This window comes from Arenimonas sp. GDDSR-1 (assembly GCF_025980345.1).
Classification (GTDB): Bacteria; Pseudomonadota; Gammaproteobacteria; order Xanthomonadales; family Xanthomonadaceae; genus Arenimonas.
In genome coordinates, this window is the sequence record NZ_JAPDUI010000029.1 from 1 (window position 1) to 22,300 (window position 22,300).

General features: G+C 61.4%; 19 protein-coding genes. 8 read left to right on the plus strand and 11 right to left on the minus strand.

Features of this window, described 5'->3' with window-relative positions; genetic code table 11:
• Positions 1 to 71: 71 nt before the first annotated feature.
• The 9 genes from Q0W88_RS06395 to dnaA all read right to left on the minus strand — a co-directional run bounded on the left by Q0W88_RS06395 (position 72) and on the right by dnaA (position 10,245).
• A complete protein-coding gene (locus tag Q0W88_RS06395) occupies positions 72 to 476 on the minus strand; it encodes a biopolymer transporter ExbD (protein ID WP_297801268.1) in 405 nt (134 codons plus the stop codon).
• Between the two features lie 12 nt (positions 477 to 488).
• Positions 489 to 926 carry a biopolymer transporter ExbD gene (locus tag Q0W88_RS06400; RefSeq protein WP_297801270.1) on the minus strand — a complete coding sequence of 146 codons (438 nt, stop codon included), beginning with the start codon at positions 924 to 926 and terminating at the stop codon, positions 489 to 491.
• 27 nt (positions 927 to 953) lie between these two features.
• The gene (locus tag Q0W88_RS06405) at positions 954 to 1,706 is read right to left on the minus strand and encodes a MotA/TolQ/ExbB proton channel family protein (protein WP_297801272.1); all 753 of its coding nucleotides are present in this window, start codon (positions 1,704 to 1,706) and stop codon (positions 954 to 956) included.
• Between the two features lie 53 nt (positions 1,707 to 1,759).
• On the minus strand, positions 1,760 to 2,413 hold the full coding sequence (locus Q0W88_RS06410; protein ID WP_297801274.1) for an energy transducer TonB: 654 nt from the start codon (positions 2,411 to 2,413) through the stop codon (positions 1,760 to 1,762).
• A gap of 109 nt (positions 2,414 to 2,522) precedes the next feature.
• Complete coding sequence (locus tag Q0W88_RS06415) at positions 2,523 to 3,887, minus strand: hypothetical protein (RefSeq protein WP_297801276.1); 1,365 nt, start codon at positions 3,885 to 3,887, stop codon at positions 2,523 to 2,525.
• A gap of 103 nt (positions 3,888 to 3,990) precedes the next feature.
• Positions 3,991 to 6,429, minus strand: coding sequence for a DNA topoisomerase (ATP-hydrolyzing) subunit B (gene gyrB / locus Q0W88_RS06420; RefSeq protein WP_297801278.1), 2,439 nt, complete (start codon positions 6,427 to 6,429; stop codon positions 3,991 to 3,993).
• 109 nt (positions 6,430 to 6,538) lie between these two features.
• Positions 6,539 to 7,624 (minus strand): DNA replication/repair protein RecF, encoded by a 1,086-nt coding sequence (recF, locus tag Q0W88_RS06425; RefSeq protein ID WP_297801279.1) that lies wholly within the window; start codon positions 7,622 to 7,624, stop codon positions 6,539 to 6,541.
• Positions 7,624 to 8,724 (minus strand): DNA polymerase III subunit beta, encoded by a 1,101-nt coding sequence (gene dnaN, locus Q0W88_RS06430; protein ID WP_297801281.1) that lies wholly within the window; start codon positions 8,722 to 8,724, stop codon positions 7,624 to 7,626. Before dnaN ends, recF begins: the two co-directional genes overlap by 1 nt.
• 210 nt (positions 8,725 to 8,934) lie before the next feature.
• On the minus strand, positions 8,935 to 10,245 hold the full coding sequence (dnaA, locus tag Q0W88_RS06435; protein WP_297801282.1) for a chromosomal replication initiator protein DnaA: 1,311 nt from the start codon (positions 10,243 to 10,245) through the stop codon (positions 8,935 to 8,937).
• A 151-nt stretch (positions 10,246 to 10,396) separates the two neighbouring features.
• Here dnaA and rpmH point away from each other — a divergent pair, with 151 nt between their 5' ends.
• The 4 genes from rpmH to mnmE all read left to right on the plus strand — a co-directional run bounded on the left by rpmH (position 10,397) and on the right by mnmE (position 14,059).
• The gene (gene rpmH / locus Q0W88_RS06440) at positions 10,397 to 10,537 is read left to right on the plus strand and encodes a 50S ribosomal protein L34 (RefSeq protein ID WP_188449585.1); all 141 of its coding nucleotides are present in this window, start codon (positions 10,397 to 10,399) and stop codon (positions 10,535 to 10,537) included.
• 31 nt (positions 10,538 to 10,568) lie between these two features.
• Positions 10,569 to 10,925 carry a ribonuclease P protein component gene (rnpA, locus tag Q0W88_RS06445; protein ID WP_297801286.1) on the plus strand — a complete coding sequence of 119 codons (357 nt, stop codon included), beginning with the start codon at positions 10,569 to 10,571 and terminating at the stop codon, positions 10,923 to 10,925.
• Positions 10,926 to 10,992: 67 nt separating this feature from the next.
• Entirely contained in the window at positions 10,993 to 12,702 is a 1,710-nt protein-coding gene (gene yidC / locus Q0W88_RS06450; protein WP_297801288.1) for a membrane protein insertase YidC, read from the plus strand.
• A 13-nt stretch (positions 12,703 to 12,715) separates the two neighbouring features.
• Positions 12,716 to 14,059, plus strand: coding sequence for a tRNA uridine-5-carboxymethylaminomethyl(34) synthesis GTPase MnmE (mnmE, locus tag Q0W88_RS06455; RefSeq protein ID WP_297801290.1), 1,344 nt, complete (start codon positions 12,716 to 12,718; stop codon positions 14,057 to 14,059).
• Between the two features lie 48 nt (positions 14,060 to 14,107).
• Here the strand turns inward: mnmE and Q0W88_RS06460 are convergent, their stop codons facing one another.
• Positions 14,108 to 14,746, minus strand: coding sequence for an HAD family hydrolase (locus tag Q0W88_RS06460; protein WP_297801292.1), 639 nt, complete (start codon positions 14,744 to 14,746; stop codon positions 14,108 to 14,110).
• A 181-nt stretch (positions 14,747 to 14,927) separates the two neighbouring features.
• Here Q0W88_RS06460 and Q0W88_RS06465 point away from each other — a divergent pair, with 181 nt between their 5' ends.
• From Q0W88_RS06465 to Q0W88_RS06480, 4 genes are all read left to right on the plus strand, one after another.
• Complete coding sequence (locus Q0W88_RS06465; protein ID WP_297801294.1) at positions 14,928 to 17,153, plus strand: NADP-dependent isocitrate dehydrogenase; 2,226 nt, start codon at positions 14,928 to 14,930, stop codon at positions 17,151 to 17,153.
• Positions 17,154 to 17,161: 8 nt separating this feature from the next.
• The gene (locus Q0W88_RS06470; RefSeq protein WP_297801297.1) at positions 17,162 to 18,067 is read left to right on the plus strand and encodes an alpha/beta hydrolase-fold protein; all 906 of its coding nucleotides are present in this window, start codon (positions 17,162 to 17,164) and stop codon (positions 18,065 to 18,067) included.
• An 84-nt stretch (positions 18,068 to 18,151) separates the two neighbouring features.
• Entirely contained in the window at positions 18,152 to 20,047 is a 1,896-nt protein-coding gene (locus tag Q0W88_RS06475) for an LTA synthase family protein (RefSeq protein WP_297801300.1), read from the plus strand.
• 228 nt (positions 20,048 to 20,275) lie between these two features.
• On the plus strand, positions 20,276 to 21,067 hold the full coding sequence (locus Q0W88_RS06480) for a methyltransferase (RefSeq protein ID WP_297801304.1): 792 nt from the start codon (positions 20,276 to 20,278) through the stop codon (positions 21,065 to 21,067).
• Here the strand turns inward: Q0W88_RS06480 and Q0W88_RS06485 are convergent.
• The coding region (locus Q0W88_RS06485) for an ABC transporter ATP-binding protein (protein WP_297801302.1) at positions 21,064 to 22,300 on the minus strand (1,237 nt) is incomplete at its 5' end. The genes Q0W88_RS06480 and Q0W88_RS06485 overlap by 4 nt on opposite strands.

The following is a 22,300-nucleotide window of genomic DNA, read 5'->3' on the forward strand; positions in this document are numbered from 1 at the left end:
GCATCAGAAACAGTAAGGTGAGTCGTTGAAAGCTTTTCATCTGAAAAAAAACGCCCCTTGCGGGGCGCTTTTCATTCCTGGAAGCTGATTTTTTTAAGATCGGCGTTCTTGGTCCGTGCCAACACCTTCGCCAGAGTTTCATACTCGGCATCCGGATCAACCGTGATGTTGATGGTCGGCTGCACATCGCGTGCGCCTTCCACATTGAACTGCGCCTGCAGGGTTGCCATCGGTACCGGACTGCCGTTCCAGGCCACCGTACCGCCGGTCTGGACATGGATGTCGATCGGTTCCGGCGGCTCTTTTTCCTTGGGCGGATCAACCGTGGACTTCTGCGGGAGATCGACCTGGATCTGGTAGGACAAGGGCGGCGCGGTCACCATGAAGATGATCAGCAGCACCAGCATGACATCGACCAGAGGGGTCACGTTCATGTCGGACATTGCACCGCCGGACGAGTTGGAGCTGAATGCCATAGTCTTGCTTCCTTAGTTGCGCTCGGGCATGGACACGAAACCGACTTTACGCATGCCGGCTTCGCGCACGATGGTCACGACCGCCTTGATTTTCTCGTACTTGGTATCTTCATCGGCACGGATATCGACCTGCGGCTGCGGTTCTTTGGCCAGATTGGTGGCCAAATTGACTTCCAGGCGGTTTTTCAGGTTCTGCGGATCGGAGACGCTGCCCATCGGCTGGTCGTTCCAGTACACGTCGCCATTGCTGCTGATGGCGATCGTGACCGGCGGTACCAGGATTTCCGGCTTCTTGTCCAGAGACGCAGTCGGCAGCTCGACCTTCACTTTATGCGCCATCAGCGGCGCGGTGATCATGAAGATGATGAGCAGCACCAGCATCACGTCGACCAGAGGGGTCACGTTGATGTCGGCCATCGGGCCGCCGCTGGAATTTGAACTGAAGGCCATGGGTGGAATCCTCGAGCGGGAAGTGGATTACTTGTTGCCGACGCGCGAACCGGTCGCGAAGAAATCGTGCAGGTCGTGAGCGAACGTGTCGAACTTCGAGTAAATGTTGCGGTTGCTGCGGTTGAAGGCGTTGTAGGCCAACACCGCCGGAATCGCGACGAACAGACCGAAGGCGGTCATGATCAGCGCTTCACCGACCGGGCCGGCAACGGCGTCGATCGAGGCCTGGCCGCTTTGGCCGATTCGGATCAGGGCGTGGTAGATGCCCCAGACGGTACCGAGCAGACCGACGAACGGCGCGGTGGCGCCGACGGTGGCAAGCCAGGTCAGGCCGTTTTCCATGTTGGCGCTTTCACGGGTCACGGCTTGGCGCAGGGCGCGGTCGACGAACTCGGATTTGCTCAGGCTCTGGGCCAGAGCATTGCCTTCCTGGTGGGAAGCGGCTTCGATGGAGTCAAGCGCGATTTTCGAGAACGGCTCGCTCGGTTTCTGTTCTTCCAGGAACTGGCGCGCTTCACGCGGGTTCTTGATCGACCAGAAGGTCTCAACGATGCGGTCGGCGTTCGAGGCAATGCGGCCGTTGTTGATCGCATTGACCACGGTGTACCACCAGGAACCGACCGACATGATGATCAGGGTGATGAACACCACCAGACCGACCACGTCGAAGTTCTGCACCATGTGGCTGAAACCCATTTGCTGCAGGGCTTCAGCGTTGTTGGACGAGCCGCCCGCAGCGGGAGCGGCGGCAGTAGCGGTTAAAATGAGGTCCTGCAACATAAGGAATACCTTTATAAGTTGGTTAAAGAAGAAAAAACGGTACTGCGGTCAAATTACATCGTGAAGTCAACGCTTACCAGAGCGGAGCCGCCTACCGGCTGACCGTTCTTTTTGCCTGGATTGATTTTCCACTTCCGGACACCGGCGAGTGCCGCGCGGTCCAGATCGCGGTTACGGCTGGATTTGTGCACCGACGCTTCGAGCACGGTGCCGTTGGCGTCGTAAGTCACCTGGATGACCACGGTACCGGTAGCGCCGACACGGGCGGCAGCCGGCGGATATTTGATCGGATACTGGGCACGGGTCGAGGCATCCACATCACCGCCGCCGAAATCGGCGGGCGGGCCGGCCGGAGGAGCCGGCGGGGTCGGGGGCGACTGCGAATCCATCGGGCCGGGCGTATCGTAAACCATTGGGGGTTCATCCGGCGGCGGCGGGCTCTTCTGCGGCGTGGTCTGGATGATCTGCTTTTTCAGTTCTTTCGGCGGATCCGGCGGCGGCGGCGGTGGTGGCGGCGGCGGCGGTGGTGGTTCGGCGAACGAGACCATGGTCACGGTGTCCTCGCCTTTCTTGGAATCCGGGGCCGAAACGGGTGCCATCAGCATCATGAAAATCAGCACGTGAACGGCGATGGCCGCGGCGTTACCGGCGACACGGGGCCAGCTGATCTTGTTCTGCTGCTCGTATTTTGATTTCAAATCCGTCATGTGGCGGCGGCTCTGCATTAATGGATGTTCAATGACGCTTCTGCGCCGTGACCCGCAAACACGCGGGAACCTAGAAGTTTACAACAAATTCCAAAGGCCTGCCAAGCGCTTACTTGGCGCCGGCCTGTTTCAGGCGCTTGTTGGCCTCGGCCTGGGTTTCAGGGTCCTTGGCGGCCTCTTTCAGGGCGGCGATCATGGCGGCCGGGTTGTCGAGCCCGAACTCGGATTCGGCCTCGGCGATGATCAGGTAGGCATCACCCTTATTCTCAACACCTTTACTTAACGCACGCTGAGCCGAAGCCTTGGCCTTGGCATAGTCGCCTTCTTCGGCATAGACCCGGGCCTGCAGGGCATCATAGGTGCCCTTGGCCGAGAGTCCGGCTGCCTTGCCCCAGGCCTCGATGGCCGATTTCGGCTGGTCGGTGTAGTAATAGGACTGGCCGAGGATGTTGTACACGGTGGCATCGGGCTTGATGACGCCTTTGGCCATGCCGTCATTGATGATCTTGATGGCCTGGGCTTCCTTGCCTTGCAAATAGGAATAGGAAATATAGCCGGCCTCGTATTCGGCCAGGGTGGCGATCTGGCCCTTGGCATACAGCTCATCGAAGATCTTGGCGGCTTTGTCGTACTGCTTGGCATTGGCCAGCACCAGCAGCTGTTTCACCTGGCCGCTGCTGTCGCCGGCGGCGGCGCCTGCGCTGGCGCTCTTGGCGACTTCATCGGCGATGCGGTTGGCTTCGGCCTTCTGGCCGGTCTTGTTGTATGAATCCATCAACATGATGGCGATGTTCGGATCGGCGCCCTTGTCGAGGGTGTAGGCGCTCTTCAGGGTGGCGATCGCTTCCGGATATTTGCCCAGGCGGTAATTGGCATTGCCTTTGTTCTTCAGCACCTGCAGGTCATCGACGATGCCGGTTTCGGCGGAGAAGCGGTTGAGGTACTCCAGGGCTTCAGCGTACTTCTTGTCGTTGATCTTCAGCAGACCGAGATTGCGCATCAGATCGTAGTGCTTGTTGTTGCTCAGGCCGCCCTGTTTGACCGCCGCTTCGGCCAGCTGCGACATGGCGGCGTAGTTGGTCGCATCGGCGGTGATCTGGGCGATGTATTTCTGGAAATAGGCTTCCGATTTTTCTTCATTGGAGGCTTCGGGCGCGGCCAGAACCGCGTCGGCGGCGGCCTTGAGCACGGCGGGGTCCTTGCTGTTGGAGGCCTTGACCATGGCCTCCCACTCTTTCTTGATTTTGGTCTTCGGCATCACCGGCTCGGCGCGCGTGGCATTCGGGTATTTGGCAACCGGTGCGGCCGCGGCGGCTTTGGCCTGTTCATCACAACTGACCGGATTGCCTTTGGTGTCATAGCATTTCTCGGCCTTCAGGCGATCGCGGGTGCCGCCGGATTGGGCGGAAGCCGCAGACGATGCCAGCAGGAAGACGCAGACCGATGCCGCCACCCAGAATTTTTGCTTGTTCATGGACTTTTCCTAATACCGTTCAGCCGGAGGGATAGAGTAAATCCTCTAGCCAAATCACTCAAGTAGCCGGCTCCGGAAAATCCGGAGCCGTTCATGTTCATCATCAGATGTCGAGGTTGCCGACTTTCAGCGCGTTTTCCTCGATGAAGTCACGGCGCGGCTCGACCAGCTCGCCCATCAGGGTCGAAAAGATCTGGTCGGCGGCCACGGCATCCTCGATCTTGACTTTCAGCAGACGGCGCGATTCCGGATTGACCGTGGTTTCCCACAGCTGCTCGGGGTTCATTTCACCCAGGCCTTTGAAGCGCTGGATGGTGCGGCCTTTCTTGGCCTCGTCGAGGAGCCAGGCCTGCGCTTCGGCGAAACGGCTGATGGCCAGGGTCTTGCCGCCGCGCTGCACACTGGCGCCGGGCTGGATTAGGCCGTGCAGCGTCTGCGCCACTTCGTTGATCAGGCGCAGTTCCCCGGTGACCAGCTGGCTGGCGGCCACAGTCTGGATGACCTGCAGGCCGTTGTGCTGTTTCTCGATGACCAGCGCACCCTGCTGCTCATCACCGGCGGTCTGCACCGAAATGGCGTAGCGCGCCTTGCCGGCACCGCGGTTGTTGAGCTTGGCTTCAAGCGCCGCGGCCCAATCGGCCAGGGCGCCGGCGGTGTCGAAATCCTCCATGCGCAGGGCGCGGCTGTCGAGCACAGCCTGCAGAACATCGACATCGACGCGGTAGGCGAAACGCTCCATCACTTCCTGCGCGGCAACCACCTGCAGCATGAGTTTTTCCAGAGCCTCGCCGCGGATGGCGGGAGCGCCCTCGCCGGGTACCAGCTCGGCGTTGTCGACCGCATTGCTGACCAGATAGGCGTTCAACGCCGGCACATCTTTCAGATACAGCTCGTTCTTGCCCTGCTTGATCTTGAACAGCGGCGGCAGGCCGATGTAAATGTGGCCGCGCTCGATCAGCTCCGGCATCTGCCGGTAGAAGAAGGTCAGCAGCAGGGTGCGGATGTGCGAACCGTCGACGTCCGCGTCGGTCATCAGGATGATGCGGTGATAGCGCAGCTTGTCCGGGTTGTATTCTTCCTTGCCGATGCCGCAGCCGAGCGCGGTGATCAGCGTGCCGACTTCGGCGGAACCCAGCATTCGGTCGAAGCGGGCGCGCTCGACATTCAGGATCTTGCCTTTCAGCGGCAGGATGGCCTGGGTCTTGCGGTTGCGGCCCTGTTTGGCCGAGCCGCCGGCGGAGTCGCCTTCGACGATGAACAGTTCCGACAGCGCCGGATCTTTTTCCTGGCAATCGGCCAGTTTGCCGGGCAGGCCGGCGATGTCCAGCGCGCCTTTGCGGCGTGTCAGGTCGCGGGCTTTGCGCGCGGCCTCACGGGCGCGGGCGGCGTCGCAGATCTTGCCGGCGATGACTTTCGCTTCGGCCGGATTTTCCTGCAGGAATTCTTCCAGCTTCTGGCCGATGACGGCTTCCACGGCCGGCCGCACTTCCGAAGACACCAGTTTTTCCTTGGTCTGCGAACTGAAGCTCGGATCCGGCACTTTCACCGACAGCACGGCAATCATGCCTTCGCGCATGTCGTCGCCGGTCGGCGCGATCTTGGCCTGTTTGGCGATGCCGCTCTGCTCGATGTAATTGCTGAGCGTGCGGGTCAGGGCCGAACGGAAGCCGATCAAGTGGGTGCCGCCGTCTTTCTGCGGAATGTTGTTGGTGAAGCAGAACATGGTTTCCTGGTAGGAATCCGTCCACTGCAGCGCGATGTCGACCACGATGCCGTCTTTCTCGCCGCTGGCGGCGATGACCTTGCTGTGCAGGGGTGTTTTCAGCTGCGCCAGATGTTCGACGAAACTGGCGATGCCGCCTTCGTATTCGAACAGGTCGCGCTTGCCTTCCGGGCGCTCGTCGATCAGTTCGATGCGCACGCCGGAGTTGAGGAAGCTGAGTTCGCGCAGGCGCTTGGCCAGGATGTCGTAGTGGAATTCGACGTCGGTGAAGATTTCGGCGCTGGGCAGAAAACGCAGCGTGGTGCCGCGCTTGGCCGAATCGGAAACCTTCTTGATCGGATACACCGGTTCTCCCAGCGCATATTCCTGCTGGTAGTGGCCGCCGTCGCGCCAGATGTCGAGCCAGAGCGACGACGAGAGGGCATTGACCACGGACACGCCGACGCCGTGCAGGCCGCCGGAAACCTTGTAGCTGTTGTCGTCGAACTTGCCGCCGGCATGCAGCACGGTCAGGATCACTTCGGCGGCGGAAACGCCTTCTTCCTTGTGGATGTCGACCGGTATACCGCGCCCGTTGTCGGAAACCGAACACGAGCCGTCATTGTGCAGGGTCACGGTGACCGTATCGCAATGGCCGGCCAGGGCTTCGTCGATGGCATTGTCGACCACCTCGAACACCATGTGATGCAGGCCGGTGCCGTCATGCACATCGCCGATGTACATGCCCGGGCGTTTGCGGACGGCTTCCAGGCCCCGAAGGACGGTAATGCGACTGGAATCGTAGGTCGATTCCGAACCCGTGCGTTCTTGTTCCGTCATGCGATCGTTTAAACTCCGAAAGAGCGCTTCAAGCGTTTGTTTTATATGGCTATTTTAACAAAATAGGCAAGGCTTTGATTATACACCAAATCCGCTTTGCCAGCCATCCTTATTGCGTGGTGGAAATGCGGCCTTGTTCCACGTGAAACAGCTTCAACACGGGGAAGATTTGGCCATAGATGGGCAGGGTGTCGGTGCCGCTGATCCAGATTTGGGCCTGCGTTCCCGATAACCAGTGTAGGACCCGCTGAAAATGGCTGGAATCCAGCTCTGAAGCCAGATCATCGAAGCACAGGATGGGCCAGAACTGCTTTTCAGCCACGAACTGCTGGGCCTGCGTCAGCAAGGCGGATAGGGCCAGAAGTTTGGCCTGACCGCGCGAAAAGTGCTCTGGCTGCAGTTGACCATTTAAACTAGCCTGCCAATCCGCCCGGTGCGGCCCGACCCCGCAAAATCCGGTCTGCAGGTCGCGATCCTGGTTCATGCGCAGGGCGTCCAGTAGGCCCATCTGGGTGTGACGCCAGCCCGGGCTATAGGTCAAGGCCGCCGGCCCGCATTCGGGCAGGAACTCCTGGCAAAGGGCGTGAAACCCGGGGTTCAGGGTATCCAGATAGTGTTGCCGATAAAAATGAATTGCTTCTCCGGATTCGGCATATTCCCTATCCCAGGCCGCGAGCGTCTGTGTCTGTGGTTGTGTTTTCAACAGGGCATTGCGTTGTTTCAAGGCCCGGTTGAAGCGCCGCCATTGCGGGAAAAAATCCGGTTCCACGTGAAACAACGCCCAATCCACGAAACGGCGCCGGTTTTCGGCCGCGCCTGAAATCAGGGCATGACTGCCCGGCTCGAAGCTGAGTACCGGAAAGTGACTGCAGAACTGGCTGAGATTGTCGACATCGCTGCCATCGTGACGGGCCTGCCAGTCGTTGCCGCCATGTTGCAGGCCGGCTTGGTGCAGCGCGCCCTGCGCATCCTGCCAACGGGTGGTGATTTGCAACGCGCTGGACCCCTGTTTGATCAGGCCATCCCGAATACGGCCACGGAAGCTGCGGCCGTAGCCAAGGATATGGATGGCTTCGATGATGCTGGTTTTGCCGGCACCGTTTTCGCCCAGTAAAAGATTAACGCCCGAAACGGGCGTTAATGAGAACTCGGAGAAACAACGCAGGTTGGCGCCCTGCAGTTCAGTCAGATGCATCACAGGCGCAGAGGCATGACCACATGGCGGCTGCGCTCGTGACTGGCCTCGCGGACCAGGGCCGAGGAGTTGCCGTCACGGAGTTTGATCAACACCGTGTCTTCGCGCAGGGCCGACAGGGCTTCGAGAAGGTAATTGACGTTGAAGCCGATGCTGATGCCTTCGATGGTCGAATCGATACTGATTTCTTCCTGGGCTTCTTCCTGTTCCGGGTTATGCGCCACGATATTGAGTACACCGGGATTGATATCGAGCTTCACCCCTTTGAACTTCTCATTGGACAGAATCGCAGCGCGTTGCAGGGCGTTGCGCAACAGATCGCGGTCGACCCGCATTTCCTTATCGGCGCCGATTGGGATAACCGCTTCGTAATCCGGGAATTTGCCTTCAATCAGCTTGGTGCTGAAGGTGACATCGCTGCGGCTGATGCGCAGATGGTTGTTGCCCACTTCCAGTTCGATGTCGTCGCTGCCGTCTTCCAGAAGACGTTGCAGTTCAAGCACGCCCTTGCGCGGCATGATGATCTGTTTCCGGTTTTCCACGCTTTCGCTGAGTTCGGTTTCGCACAAGGCCAGGCGATGGCCGTCGGTCGATACGCAACGCAGGGTGGTGCCTTTCAGGTCGAACAGCAGGCCGTTGAGGTAATAGCGGACATCCTGCTGTGCCATGGCAAAAGCGGTGCGCTCGATCAGTTCCTTCAGTGCCGCTTCCGGCACGCGGATGCGCTCGATGATGGCCAGCTGGTCATTCTCTGGGAAATCCCGGGCGGGCAGGGTAGCCAAGGTGTAACGGCTTTTGCCGGCCTGGATGGTGGCTTTGTCTCCGGAATGGCTGAGCACGATTTTGCTGCCGTCGGGCAGGGCACGCACGATGTCGAACAATTTGCGCGCGGGAATGGTGACTTCGCCGTCCTGGCCATCATCGATGCTGCAGCGGGCCGCCAGCTCGACCTCCAGATCCGTTCCTTTCAGGCTCAATTGCCCGTTTTCCACCTGCACCAACAGATTGCTCAGCACCGGCAAGGTCTGCCGGCGTTCAACCACATTCACGACCTGTTGCAGGGGTTTCAGAAACGCTTCACGGGAGAGGCTAAAACGCATAGTGGGATTCCAATGACTAAGTTAATTATTCAAACTGGTGGTGGTGGTAGTGTTGGAAAAATCGCGGGATAACTCTATAACTATTTGATTTAAAACATTTATATCAACTGATAAGGGTGGTGAAGAATGGCCTTATCGGGTGTGTGCGAATTGTGGATAAGTTTTCGGTCTCGGATCCAATCACAGTTTATCCACAACTTGCTCCGAATCTTATTCCGTCAATTTCCGGACCAATTTATCCCAATCCTCGCGGATTTTCCCATCCGATTCGCGCAGCCCGGCAACGACCCGGCAACCATGCAGCACGGTGGTGTGATCACGGCCGCCGAACGCCTCGCCGATTTCCGGCAAACTGTGTTCGGTCAGCTCTTTCGCCAAAGCCATCGCAACCTGACGCGGCCGCGCCAGAGAGCGCGTACGGCGTGCCGACAACAGGTCGGTCAGCTTCAATTGATAGTAGTCTGCCACGGTTTTCTGAATATTGCTCAAAGAAATCACGGTCGCCTGCGCGCGCATCAGATCGCGCAGGGTTTCCTGGGCGAATTCCAGGGTAATCGGGCGACCGGTGAAGTTGGCGCGTGCGGCCAGGGTGTTCAATGCGCCTTCCAGATCGCGCACGCTGGAATGCAGGCGTTTGGCGATTTGCCAGGCCACATCGGCCGGCAGTTCGATGCCGCGGCGCTGCGCCTTGTCCATCAGGATGGTGGCCCGGGTTTCATCGTCCGGCGGCTCCAATACCACCGAAAGGCCCCAACCCAGCCGTGACTTCAGCCGCGGCTCCAGATTTTCGACTTCACGCGGATACCGGTCGCAGGTCAGGATGATCTGCTGTTTGCCGTCCACCAGCGAATTGAAGGTGTGGAAGAATTCTTCCTGGGTGGTATTTTTGCCGGCAAAAAACTGGATGTCGTCGATCAACAGCGCATCGACCTGCTGGAACTGCTTCTTGAACTGTGCCATGGTCTTGTCGGTCAGGGCTTTCATCATGGCGTTGAAGAACTGCTCCGAGCGCAGGTACAACACGCGCATGCCGGGGTTGTGGGCGCGCATGTAATTGCCGGCGGCGTACATCAGGTGGGTTTTGCCCAATCCGGTGCTGCCGTAAAGCAACAGCGGGTTGTAGGCTTTGCCCGGATTCTTAGCGACCTGCAGGGCCATGGCATGCCCCATCTGGTTGCACTTGCCGACCACAAAATTATCGAAAGTGTAGTGACCGTCGACATTGCCCTGGAATTCGGCTTCCGGCGCCTTTTTGGCGGCGGCCTTGGCCGGTGCCGGCGTTTTCGGGCTGGACCCGACCTGGATGCGCACGGCCATGTCGGCACCGGCATAGTGTTTGGCCAGTTCCTGGATGCGCGGCAGGTAGTGTTCGCGGACCTGATCGACCACGAAGGCGTTCGGCGCGAGCAACTGCAGCTCGTCACTGTGCCGGCTGGCCTGCAGGGGTTTCAGCCAGGTATGGACATCTTCTGCCGGATATTCCTGCTCCAGACGCTGCAAACATTGCGACCAAACGTTCATGCGGGGTTAAATCTTCTGTGGATAACTCACTCGGCTGACCAGTCTAGCCTGTTGCCTCGGGTTCTGCCAAGCGCTGTTTGACTTGACGGCAAGCCCGTGAAGCCATTATACTTTCCAGTTCACTTCACCCCCTTTTGAACGAGGTGCCGTCATGGCCACCAAACGCACGTACCAACCCAGCAATCTGAAACGCAAACGCGACCACGGTTTCCGTGCCCGCATGAAGACCGCTGACGGCCGCAAGGTTCTGGCCCGCCGCCGCGCCAAGGGCCGCGCCCGCCTCTGCGTCTAACCCTCCGGCAGCCCCAGGGCTGCCTTTGGCCATGGCCGATCCGTCGCCACAGCCGTTTCCGAAATCCGCACGTCTGCGTGCCGCGCCTGAGTTCCAAGCCGTGTTCAAAACGGGCTTGAAGCACTCGGGCGTATTTTTTCGCCTGTATTTCCTGTCCGGTACGTCACCCGCCCGGCTCGGCTTGGCCGTGCCGAAAAAAGCGGTGCCGCTTTCGGTGTCCCGAAACCGGCTCAAGCGCCTGTGCCGCGAATGTTTCCGCGGCTGTCCGAAAGCCCCGGGCGATTATGTTCTGGTGGCACAGCCGCGCGCCCGCGATGCCGGCAATGCCGCGGTCCGTGCCGAGCTGGAACGCCTGTTTTCAATAATTGCAGTCCCCGCGCCCTTGTAAAACAGGCGCGCGGCACCCAAACACAGTAAAATTGGCGCCTTGCCCTGCCGCTTGCTGAAACCATCCCATGAACCAAACCCGTACGTTCCTTCTGATTGCCTGGTTGGCGGTCGCCTTTCTGTTGTTCCAGCAGTGGCAAACCCCGACGCCGACGCCTGCGGCACCGGCCGTCAATGCTCCCGCGGGGCTCGCGCCGGCGCCCGCCGCTGCCGGCGGTTTGCCGGCATTGCCCACCGCGCCCGCCGCCGGCGCGCCGACGCTGCCCGTGGCAGCACCGGCCGGCAGCGCGCAAACGGTGGAAATCCTCACCGACGTGTACCGCCTGACCGTGGATCTGAAAGGCGTCAGCATCATCCGCGCCGAATTGCTGACCTATCCGAAGGAAAAAAAGCCGGGCAGCGCAAACGTGCTGTTGCTGGATGACGCCGGAACCGATTTCTTCGTCGCCGAATCCGGCTGGTTGACCCGCACGCACGCGGCCGAACCGAATCACAATGCGGTATTCAGCACCGCGGACGGCAAGCGCCGCTATGAATTGCAGACCGGCCAGGACAGCCTGTCGGTTCCGTTTACCTGGACCGATGCCAGCGGCATCAGCCTGACCAAAACCCTGGTCCTGCAGCGCGGCAAATTCGAGATCGGCCTGCAGCAGACCCTGCGCAACACCGGCACCGCGCCGTGGTCCGGTTTTGCCTACGAACAGCTCAAGCGCATTCCGCCGCCGCCGCCGCCGAAACATGCCGGCTTCACCAACCCGGAATCCTTCAGCTTCGTCGGTTCGGCCTGGTACGGCGAGCCCGACAAATACGAAAAAATCAAATTCGCCGATTACTACGATGACGGCGTGATCCAGAGTCCGAACAAGCCGATCACCGACGGCTGGTTCGGCATGCTGCAGCACCATTTCGTGTCGGTCTGGCTGCCGGCCAAGGGCGATACCCAGACCTATTCCATCGCCACCGAAGGCCCGCTGTCGCAGGCCTACTATCTGGTGCGCGGCATCTCGGGTGAAACCGTGCTGGCGCCGGGCGCCAGCCACAGCCGCGAAGACCGCCTGTGGGTCGGTCCGAAGGCGCAGAAAGCGATGAATGCCGTGCATCCGACGCTCGACCTGAGCGTGGATTACGGCATTTTCAGTTTCCTCGCGCAACCGCTGTTCTGGCTGCTGTCCAAGCTGCACGAGCTGCTCGGCAACTGGGGCTGGGCCATCATCGCCATCGTCATCGTGCTCAAGGCCGTGCTGTTCCCGCTGTCGGCCAAACAGTACCAGAGCATGGCGAAAATGCGCGCCATCCAGCCGCGCATCGAGGCGCTGAAGGAACGCTACGGCGACGACCGCCAGAAATTCGCGGTCGCGCAGATGGAACTGTACAAGAAGGAAAAAATCAATCCGGCCGCCGGCTGTCTGCCGATGCTGATTCCGATTCCGATCTTCCTGGCCCTGTACTGGGTGCTGGTGGAATCGGTCGAACTGCGCCAGGCGCCGTGGATCGGCTGGATCCAGAACCTGACAGACGCCGATCCGTATTTCATCCTGCCGGCGCTGAACCTGATCATCATGTTCCTGACCCAGAAGCTGACACCGACCCCGGGCATGGATCCGTTGCAGAAGAAGATGATGACCTTCATGCCGCTCATCTTCGGCGTGATGATGGCGTTCTTCCCGTCCGGTCTGGTGCTGTACTGGGTCACCAACGGTCTGCTCGGCCTGGCCCAGCAGTGGTGGATGACCCGCAAATACGGCACGCACGGCCACCATCCCGCGCCGGCGAAATAATCCGGCGCGCGCGATGCCGTCCCCGAACGACACCATCGCCGCTCTGGCCACCGCGTTCGGTTCGGCCGGCATCGGCATCGTGCGGGTTTCCGGACCGCAGGCCCGCGCCATCGGCGAAGGCCTGTGCGGGCAAACGATGACGCCCCGCCATGCACTGCATGCGCATCTGCGCGACGGTGCCGGCGAGGTGCTTGATGACGCCGTGCTGATTTATTTCCAGGGCCCGCATTCGTACACCGGCGAGGATGTTCTGGAACTGCAGGCGCACGGCAATCCGTCCCTGCTCAATGCGATTCTGCGCGAATGCCGCCGTCTCGGCGCACGTGACGCCCGCCCCGGCGAGTTCACCGAGCGCGCCTTCCTCAACGACAAACTCGATCTGGCCCAGGCCGAAGCCGTGGCCGATCTGATTGCCGCGCAATCGGAAACCGCGGCCCGCGCCGCCCGCCGCTCGCTGGACGGTGTGTTCTCGCAGCGCTGCAACGCCGTGGCCGAGCAGCTGGTGCATGCCCGCGTGTATGTGGAAGCGGCACTGGATTTTCCCGATGAGGAAATCGATTTCCTCGCCGCGCCGGAAATCCGCAATCGGCTGGAGCGCTGCCGGGCCGATCTGGCGCAGCTGCGTGCCGAGGCCGAGCAGGGCAAGCGATTGATGGACGGCCTGCATGCGGTCATCGTCGGCGCGCCCAATGCCGGCAAGTCGTCCTTGCTCAATGCCCTGGCCGGCGAAGACCGTGCCATCGTTACCGACATCGCCGGCACCACCCGCGATGTGCTGCGTGAAACCATCCAGGTCGGCGGTCTGTGGCTGACCCTGGTGGACACCGCCGGCCTGCGTGAAACCGAGGAAACCGTGGAAGCCGAAGGCATCCGCCGCGCCCGCGGCGAACTGGCCAAAGCCGATCTGGTACTGGCCGTGCTCGATGACAGCCAAGACGATGCCGCCGCGCTGAAAGAAGCCCTGCACAACGGCGGCGCGCGCGTGCTCTGGCTGCACAACAAATCGGACCTGAGCGGTCATGCCATCGGCCGCGAACAACGTGCCGACGGCGTGCATCTGTGGCTTTCGGCCAAACACGGTGAGGGCCTGGAAGCAGTGCGCCATGCGTTGGCGCAGGCCGCCGGTTTCGGCGAAACGGGCTCGGGCAGTTTCAGCGCCCGTACCCGGCATCTCGAGGCCCTTGATCTGGCCGCCGCGCATCTGGCCGCCGCCACCGGATTGTGCAATCAGGCCCAGGCCGAGCTGGCTGCGGAAGAACTGCGTCTGGCGCATCACGCCATCGGTTCAATCACCGGGCACATGGATGCCGATGCGCTGCTCGGCCGGATTTTTTCCAGTTTCTGCATCGGGAAGTAGCGGCCGACGCATTCGTCGAGGCGGCTTATGCCGTAATCCCGCCGCCGTTCAAATCGTCAAAATATCCGGGAAAGATTCCAGACGGAAATCATAGCCCACGGCACGGCAATCCTTCTCCTGACCATAGCCGTATGCCGCGAAACACGCGCGGCTGCCGATTGCTTTTGCGAACGCCAGATCGGTGCGGGTATCGCCGACCATGATGCACCCGGATGGCTTGAGGCCTGAAAACGCCGGTGCGATGCGCTGGCTGAACACCGACGGATCCGGTTTTCCCGGCTGCCCCGGCTGTTCGGCAAGAATCAGATCGAAATACCGGCCGATATCCAAGGCCAGCAGCGCGCGCTCGACCGCCATATGGCCTTTGTTGCTCAACAGTACCAGACGGTCTCTTTGGGCGTGCAGGGTGGATAAAGTATCGGCCACGCCGTCGAACAGGCCGGCCAGATGCTCATGCCGGCTGTACAAATGGCGGTAGTCCGATATCCACTGCGGGACATGCTGCGCACTGACACCGAGAATCTGCAGGGTTTCCTGAATGGTGTGTCCGTTGCCTATCAGGGAAAGGAGATCGAGGTCGTCGGGAATGGCGCGTCCGGCCTGCTTGAACAGTTCCAGCAACGCGCGGCGGATGACCGGACGTGTGTCGCACAGCGTGCCGTCGAAATCGAGGATGAAAGTGTTCATGCGAAGGACTTCGGCAAAGTACGATTATATCCAACACAGGGATGCAGCGGCCCCGCCCCCGGCTTGTTTCCCAAAACCCCCGAAATCAACGACAATAAGCCCACTTCACGAACCCCGGTTCGGTGGCGCATACGGCCCATCCGTAGCGGCGCCAACCGCTTGACCCCGAGACGCCGATCCCATGTCCGACACCTCCAGAATCATCTATACGCTGACCGACGAAGCCCCGTTCCTGGCCACCCAATCGCTGCTGCCGATCGTCAGCGCGTTCACTGCCGCCGCCGGCGTGGCCGTGGAAACCCGCGACATCTCGCTGGCCGGGCGCATCATCGCCCAGTTCGCCGACCGCCTGCCGGAACCGCAGCGCATCGCCGACGATCTGGCCGAACTCGGCCAGCTGGCCACCCGCCCGGAAGCCAACATCATCAAGCTGCCCAACATCAGCGCTTCGGTGCCGCAACTCAAGGCCGCCATCGCCGAACTGCAGGCGCAGGGTTATGCCCTGCCGGATTTTCCGGAAGAAGCGCGCAGCGACGAGGAAAAGGACATCAAGGCGCGTTATGCCCGGGTCATGGGCAGTGCGGTCAACCCGGTGCTGCGCGAAGGCAACTCCGACCGCCGCGCCCCGCTGTCGGTGAAGAATTACGCGCGCAAGCATCCGCACAAAATGGGGGCCTGGCGTGCCGATTCGAAAACGCACGTGGCACACATGGCCGACGGCGATTTCTACGGCAGCGAGCAATCGGTGCAGATCGCCCGGGCCGGCAATGTGGTCATCGAGTTCACCGGCAATGACGGCCAGCGCTTCCTGCTCAAACGCGATCTCAAGGTCGGCGTCGGCGAACTGCTCGATGCCTCGGTCATGCGCGCCAAGGCGCTGGCGGCGTTCATCGATGCACAGATCGCCGATGCCCGCAGCCAGGGCGTGCTGTTCTCGCTGCATCTGAAAGCGACCATGATGAAGGTGTCCGATCCGATCATGTTCGGCATCGCGGTCAAGCGTTTCTACGCCGATGTGCTGGCCAAGCATGCGGCAGTTCTGGACGAAGCCGGATTCGATGCCAACAACGGCATCGGCGATCTGGTCGCCCGTTTACCGCAGCTGCCGGAGACGGTGCGCGCTGCAATCGAAGCCGATCTGGCCGCGCAGTATGCCGTGCGTCCGGGCGTGGCGATGGTCAATTCCGACAAAGGCATCACCAATCTGCATGTGCCGAGCGACGTCATTGTCGATGCCTCGATGCCGGCCATGATCCGCGACAGCGGCGGCATGTGGAATGCCGAAGGCAAACTGCAGGACACCAAGGCGGTGATTCCCGACCGCTGCTATGCCGGCATCTATCAGGTGGTCATCGACGACTGCAAAGCCAACGGCGCATTCGACCCGGCCAGCATGGGCTCGGTGCCGAACGTCGGCCTGATGGCGCAGGCCGCCGAAGAATACGGTTCGCACAACAAAACCTTCCAGATCGCGGCCGACGGCGTGGTGCGCGTTCTCGATGCCGATGGCGAGGTGCTGATGCAGCACACGGTCGAAGCCGGCGACATCTGGCGCATGTGCCAGACCAAGGACGCGCCGGTGCGTGATTGGGTCAAGCTGGCGGTCAACCGCGCGCGCCTGAGCAGCACCCCGGCGGTATTCTGGCTGGACGCCGCCCGGCCGCACGATCGCAATCTCATCACCCTGGTCGAGCGTTATCTGAATGAGCACGACACCGCCGGGCTCGACATCCGCATTCTTGCGCCGGTGGAGGCGATGCGACACACGCTGGCACGCACCCGCCAGGGCCTGGACACCATTTCGGTGACCGGCAACGTGCTGCGCGATTACCTGACCGATCTGTTTCCGATTATGGAACTGGGCACCAGCGCCAAGATGCTGTCGATCGTGCCCTTGATGGCCGGCGGCGGTCTGTTCGAAACCGGTGCCGGCGGTTCGGCGCCGAAGCACGTGCAGCAGTTCACCGCCGAAAATTACCTGCGCTGGGATTCACTCGGCGAGTTCCTGGCCTTGGCGGCTTCGCTCGAACATCTGGCCGAAACCACCGGCAATGCCCGCGCCCGCGTTCTGGCCGATGCCTTGGACATCGCCAACGGCCGCTTCCTCGACACCGACAAATCACCGGGCCGCAAGCTGGGCACCATCGACAACCGCGGCAGTCATTTCTATCTGGCCCTGTATTGGGCGCAGGCGCTGGCGGTGCAGGACGCCGATGCCGCCTTGAAAGCGCGCTTCGCACCGCTGGCCAAAGCCTTGGCCGATAACGAAGCGAAGATCGTCGCTGAACTTCTGGCGGTGCAGGGCCATGCCGTGGATATCGGCGGCTATTACCGTCCGGACCCGGAAAAAATGGCGGCGGCACTGCGCCCCAGCGCCACCTTGAACGCCGCCCTGGCGGCGGCCTAAGCCCGGTCATGAAATCCACCCCCGTGCGTTTTGTCCTTGCGGGCCTGGTGGCCGGCGTGTTGGTCGCTTCGGCGGCCGCCTATCTGCTCATGCACCGGCAGGCGCAGGAGCCGCAACCGCGCGCCGCATCGGTGGCCGATCTGCCGCGTTTCGAAACCTTCGGCCTGGCCTTGCCGGCGCTGGGCGTGGACCGCACCGTACGGGTGTATCTGCCGCCGGGTTACGCCGACTGCACGGACTGCCGCTATCCGGTGGTGTATTTCATGGACGGTCAGAACGTCTTCGATGCCGCGACCAGCTATGCCGGCGAATGGGGTGCCGATGAAGTACTCGACGCCTTGCATGAAAAGCATGGCCTGGCAGTGATTGCCGTGGCCATCGACCATGGCGGCGAAGCACGCATGCAGGAGCTCAGCGTATGGACCAACCCCGAGTTCGCACCCGCCAAGGGCGAAGCCTATTTGGCCGACCTCATCGGCACGGTGAAATCGGCGGTGGATGCCCGCTACCGGACGCAGCCGGGCCCCGCCGCAACCGCGGTTGCCGGCAGCTCCATGGGCGGGCTGATGGCGCATGCGGCGGTGATGCGTCACCCCGAGGTGTTCGGCCGCGCGTTGGTCTTTTCGCCCAGTTACTGGTTTTCCCCGGCCATCGCGCAGGAAACGGCAGGCACGCCCCTGCGCCCCGGCCAGCGGGTTTACATTTATGTCGGCGGCTCCGAAGGCGACGACATGCAGTCCGATGCCGAAGCCATGGCCGCGCGTTGGAAAGCCACGCTGCCGGCCACGGCCGCACTGCACTTCACTGCCGCCGCCGAAGCCGGGCACAACGAAGCGGCCTGGCGCGCGGCCCTGCCGCAAGCCCTGTGCTGGAGCTTCGCGCCCGCGTGTGACACGCTGAAACCCGTTCCCTAAGTCCGCACGGCCCGTTTTTTCGCGCCGGTCGTCTGGCTGGAATACAATAACCGCAGGGGCCCCGTCAGCCGCTCTGGAGCCATCATGCATCGTCTGCGTCATCAAGCCCTCTATGTTCCGGCTTTAGCCGCCCTGATCAGCCTGCTGTTTTCCACCCTGACCCGCATCGGTCTGTTGGCCGTGGCCTGGCCGGGTGTTGACCACGGCATCGGCGAACTGCTCGGCGTATTCGGCCACGGTCTGGTTGGCGACCTGCTTTTTGCCTTGGCGCTCGGCGGGTTTCTGCTGGTTTTCACGGCGCTGACGCATACCGGAAAACCACAGCGCTGGCCACTGCGTGCCAAACGGATCCTTGCGGTATTCGCGCTCAGTGCCTTCCTGCTGTTCGTGGCCATTTCCGAATTCGTGTTCTGGAATGAATTCGGTGCCCGCTACAATTTCGTCGCCGTCGATTACCTGATCTACACCAACGAGGTGATCGGCAATATCCGTGAATCGTATTCGCTGCCGGCAATTTTCGGCGGCATGGCCCTCGGTGCCGGCCTGCTTTCCTGGCTGGTTTTCCGGCGCTGGCCATTGGCGCCGGCGCCGGCTTTCGGCCTGCTGCGCCGTGTTGGATTGGCGGCTCTGGGTGCGGCACTGTTTTGGGTGGTTGGTGGCTGGTCGCTGAATTATGCCGGCAAGACCACCAGTGCCAACCAGTTCAACCTGGAGCTCGCGCACAACGGCCCGGCCAGCTTCTTCCGCGCCGCGCGTGAAAACGAACTGGATTTCACGCGCTACTACCGGACGCTGCCGGAACCGCAGTATTCAGCACTGGCGCCGAAATGGCCGGATCCGGCGCGCGACATTCCGAATCCCAGTCCGCTGGCTCCCAGGCATGTCGTGGTCATCGAGATTGAAAGCCTGAGCGCCAGTTTCATGCAGAGCTACGGCAGCAAAAAGAACAACATCACGCCGAATCTGGACCGCCTGACCGGCGAGAGTATCTGGTTCTCCGATCTTTACGCCACCGGTACCCGCACCGTGCGTGGTCTTGAGGGTCTGTCGGTTGCGTTGCCGCCCCTGCCCGGACAGTCCATCGTACGACGCGCACATAATGACAATCTGTACACTCTTGGCGGCATGTTGCGCAAGAACGGGTTCGAGCCGATGTTTCTTTACGGCGGCTACGGTGCGTTCGACAACATGAACGCCTTCTTCCGTGCCAACGGCTACCGCATCAGCGATCGCGAAAATTTCACCGAAGCCAACCAGAATTTCGCCACCATCTGGGGCGTGGCCGACGAACTGTTGTTCAATGAAGCGATCGATCAGCTTGAGCGCGATTCGGCAAGCAATCAGAAACGCTTCCTGCACATCATGACCACCAGCAATCACCGGCCTTATGTGTATCCCGAAGGCCATATCGACATTCCTTCCAAATCCGGCCGGGATGGTGCCGTCAAATACACCGATTGGGCCATCGGCGATTTTCTGGTCCGCGCGGCACGCCGGCCCTGGTTCAAAGACACCTTGTTCATCATCGTGGCCGACCATAACGCCTCGGTGGCCGGCAAGCAGAGCCTGCCGCCGAATAAATACCGGATTCCGGCCATGCTGTACTGGCCGGCAAAACTGGCGCCGCGCCGGATCGAGGCGATGGCCAGCCAGATTGATCTGCCGCCGACCGTACTGGCTTTGTTGGGCATCCGCACCGGCGGCGTGTTCTTCGGTCAGGATCTGCTCGGCCCTGCGCCTGAACCGCGCGCATTCCTGGTCAACTACCAGGAGCTCGGCTATCTGACGCCGACCCCGGATGGCAATCGCCAATTGATCGTGCTGGGGCCGAAGAAGCGGGTGGAAACCTTCGCCGTCGATGCCGAGGGCGAACTGACCCGCGTTTCCGGCCGGCGTGCCGATGAAGACCGGGCCGTGGCCCTGTTCCAGAAGGCCAACGAAGTGTTCACCGGGGACAAGCTGCATCCGCCGAAGCCCTGACAGCGGTCTTTGAAATTCGATAGACTGTTGCCCTACCGTCAACCAAAGGGATTTTTCATGAAGCCGTATCATCTGTTTGCCGCCATCGGCGTGTTGGCATCCGCCACCGCCTTTGCCCAACACGACCATGCCGCCGCACCGGCTGCCGAAAGCGCACCCAAAGCCATGTGCGGCATGGATCACGGCGACGGCAAAAAGGCCTGCGACATGCCGATGGACGGCAAAGGCATGGACCATGAAAAAGGCATGACGCCGGAAATGAAAGCCGCGCATCACCGCGAGATGCTGCAGCAGATCCTCAAAGGCGACTGGCGCGATCCGAAAAACACGGCCCGCGACCAATACCGCCATCCGCTGGAAACGCTGACGTTCTTCGGCATCACCCCGCACAGCAAGGTCATCGAAATCTGGCCGGGTGCCGGCTGGTATTCCGAAATCATCGCCCCTTACGCTACTAAGCACGGCAGCTACACCGGAGCGGTCAACAATCCGGCAACCATCGAAAAGGAAAGCTCGAAAGCCTATTACGCCAAACAGAACCAGGCCCTGCGCGACAAATTCGCCGCCAAGCCGGAAATCTACGGCAAAGCCGTGCTGCTTGAATTCGATCCGGCCAAGCCGGTGTTCGGCGCGCCCGGTTCGGCCGATGCCGTGCTGACCTTCCGCAACGTACACAACTGGCGCATGGCCAAACAGGCCGAAGGCATGTTCGCCGGCTTCTTCGCGGTGCTGAAAAAAGGCGGTACGCTCGGCGTGGTCGAACATCGCGCCGCCAAGGATGTCGCCGATGACGACAAGTCCGGCTACGTGTCCGAAGCGCAGGTCATCGCGCTGGCCACCAAGGCCGGCTTCAAGCTGGATGCCCGCAGCGAAGTGAACGCCAACCCGAAAGACACCAAGGATTATCCGGGCGGTGTCTGGACCCTGCCGCCGACCTACGGCCAGGGCGACAAGGACCGCGCCAAATACCAGGCCATCGGCGAAAGCGACCGCATGACCCTGCGTTTCGTGAAACCTTAAACGGTTTCGCCGGTCTGCAGTTTCCAAAGCGCCGCGTAAGCGGCGTTTTGTTTGAGCAGTTCCTCGTGCGTGCCGGACTCCGCGATGCGCCCGTTTTCCAGCACATGGATGCAGTCGGCGAAACGCACGGTCGACAACCGGTGCGCCACGATCAGGCAGGACCGGCTGTGATTGAGCTTGGCCAAGGAGCGCTGGATGGCCGCTTCGGTTTCGTTGTCGACCGCCGAGGTCGCCTCGTCCAGTATCAGCAGGGCCGGATTTTTGTACAGGGCACGGGCCAACGCGATGCGCTGGCGCTGGCCGCCGGACAGCAGACTGCCGCGTTCACCGACCGGGCTGTCGTAACCATTCGGCAACGCACTGATGAAGCTGTGCGCTTCGGCCGCGATTGCCGCATCTCGCACCCGTACCGGATCCGGATGTTGTCCGTAGGCGATGTTTTCGGCCACGCTGCCATCGGTCAGGAACGGTTCCTGGGCGACATAACCGATGGCGGCGCGCAGGGATGACTTTGCCAGCGTGCGCAGATCCTCGCCGTCGAATCGGATTTCACCGGATTGCGCCTCAATGAAGCCCAGCGCCAGCTTGATCAGCGTGCTTTTGCCGCTGCCGGTTCCGCCGACCAGGGCGATGGTGGCGCCGGCAGGAATGTTCAGGCTGACCTTGTGCAGCACCGGGGTGGTGCCGTAGGCGAAGCCGACCGCATCGAACGCGAGCGCGCCGCGCACCGGTGCTTTCACCGCCGCCGTTCCGTCTTCCGCCGGCGCGATGTCCAGCAGATCCATGACCCGATCGACCGAGGCCATGGCCCGCTGGTACAGATCGGTCATATCGGCCAGCCGCGTCATCGGCCACAGCAGGCGTTGAGTCAGATACACCAGCGCTGAATAACTGCCGACACCGAGTTCGCCCTTGAGCACCAGTGATCCGCCGTACAGCAGGGTCATCACGAAACCGGCCAGAATCGCCATGCGGATGACCGGGGTGATTGCCGCCGAGTAGCGGATGGCCTCGCGGTTGTGTTCGCGGAAGCCGTCGCTGGCCGCGCGCAGGTGTTCGGCTTCGAAGTTTTCGGCGGTATAGGCCTGAATGGTGCTCATGCCCTGCAGGTTGTTGGCCAGCCGGTTGGACACGCCGGCGGCGGCTTCACGCGCCGCGGCATAACGCGGATACAGACGCTTCTGGAACCAGAAGGTGCCGAACAGGATGAGTGGAATCGGCAGCAGGGCCAGC

Coding starts and splice junctions, on each gene's coding strand:
- Q0W88_RS06465 (WP_297801294.1), top strand. CDS start 14,928: ATGTCCGACACCTCCAGAATCATCTATACGCTGACCGACGAAGCCCCG.
- Q0W88_RS06475 (WP_297801300.1), top strand. CDS start 18,152: ATGCATCGTCTGCGTCATCAAGCCCTCTATGTTCCGGCTTTAGCCGCC.
- Q0W88_RS06405 (WP_297801272.1), bottom strand. CDS start 1,706: ATGTTGCAGGACCTCATTTTAACCGCTACTGCCGCCGCTCCCGCTGCG.
- recF (WP_297801279.1), bottom strand. CDS start 7,624: ATGCATCTGACTGAACTGCAGGGCGCCAACCTGCGTTGTTTCTCCGAG.
- Q0W88_RS06400 (WP_297801270.1), bottom strand. CDS start 926: ATGGCCTTCAGTTCAAATTCCAGCGGCGGCCCGATGGCCGACATCAAC.
- Q0W88_RS06395 (WP_297801268.1), bottom strand. CDS start 476: ATGGCATTCAGCTCCAACTCGTCCGGCGGTGCAATGTCCGACATGAAC.
- Q0W88_RS06415 (WP_297801276.1), bottom strand. CDS start 3,887: ATGAACAAGCAAAAATTCTGGGTGGCGGCATCGGTCTGCGTCTTCCTG.
- gyrB (WP_297801278.1), bottom strand. CDS start 6,429: ATGACGGAACAAGAACGCACGGGTTCGGAATCGACCTACGATTCCAGT.
- Q0W88_RS06470 (WP_297801297.1), top strand. CDS start 17,162: ATGAAATCCACCCCCGTGCGTTTTGTCCTTGCGGGCCTGGTGGCCGGC.
- dnaA (WP_297801282.1), bottom strand. CDS start 10,245: ATGAACGTTTGGTCGCAATGTTTGCAGCGTCTGGAGCAGGAATATCCG.
- Q0W88_RS06480 (WP_297801304.1), top strand. CDS start 20,276: ATGGACCATGAAAAAGGCATGACGCCGGAAATGAAAGCCGCGCATCAC.
- rnpA (WP_297801286.1), top strand. CDS start 10,569: ATGGCCGATCCGTCGCCACAGCCGTTTCCGAAATCCGCACGTCTGCGT.
- mnmE (WP_297801290.1), top strand. CDS start 12,716: ATGCCGTCCCCGAACGACACCATCGCCGCTCTGGCCACCGCGTTCGGT.
- yidC (WP_297801288.1), top strand. CDS start 10,993: ATGAACCAAACCCGTACGTTCCTTCTGATTGCCTGGTTGGCGGTCGCC.
- Q0W88_RS06460 (WP_297801292.1), bottom strand. CDS start 14,746: ATGAACACTTTCATCCTCGATTTCGACGGCACGCTGTGCGACACACGT.
- Q0W88_RS06410 (WP_297801274.1), bottom strand. CDS start 2,413: ATGACGGATTTGAAATCAAAATACGAGCAGCAGAACAAGATCAGCTGG.
- dnaN (WP_297801281.1), bottom strand. CDS start 8,724: ATGCGTTTTAGCCTCTCCCGTGAAGCGTTTCTGAAACCCCTGCAACAG.
- rpmH (WP_188449585.1), top strand. CDS start 10,397: ATGGCCACCAAACGCACGTACCAACCCAGCAATCTGAAACGCAAACGC.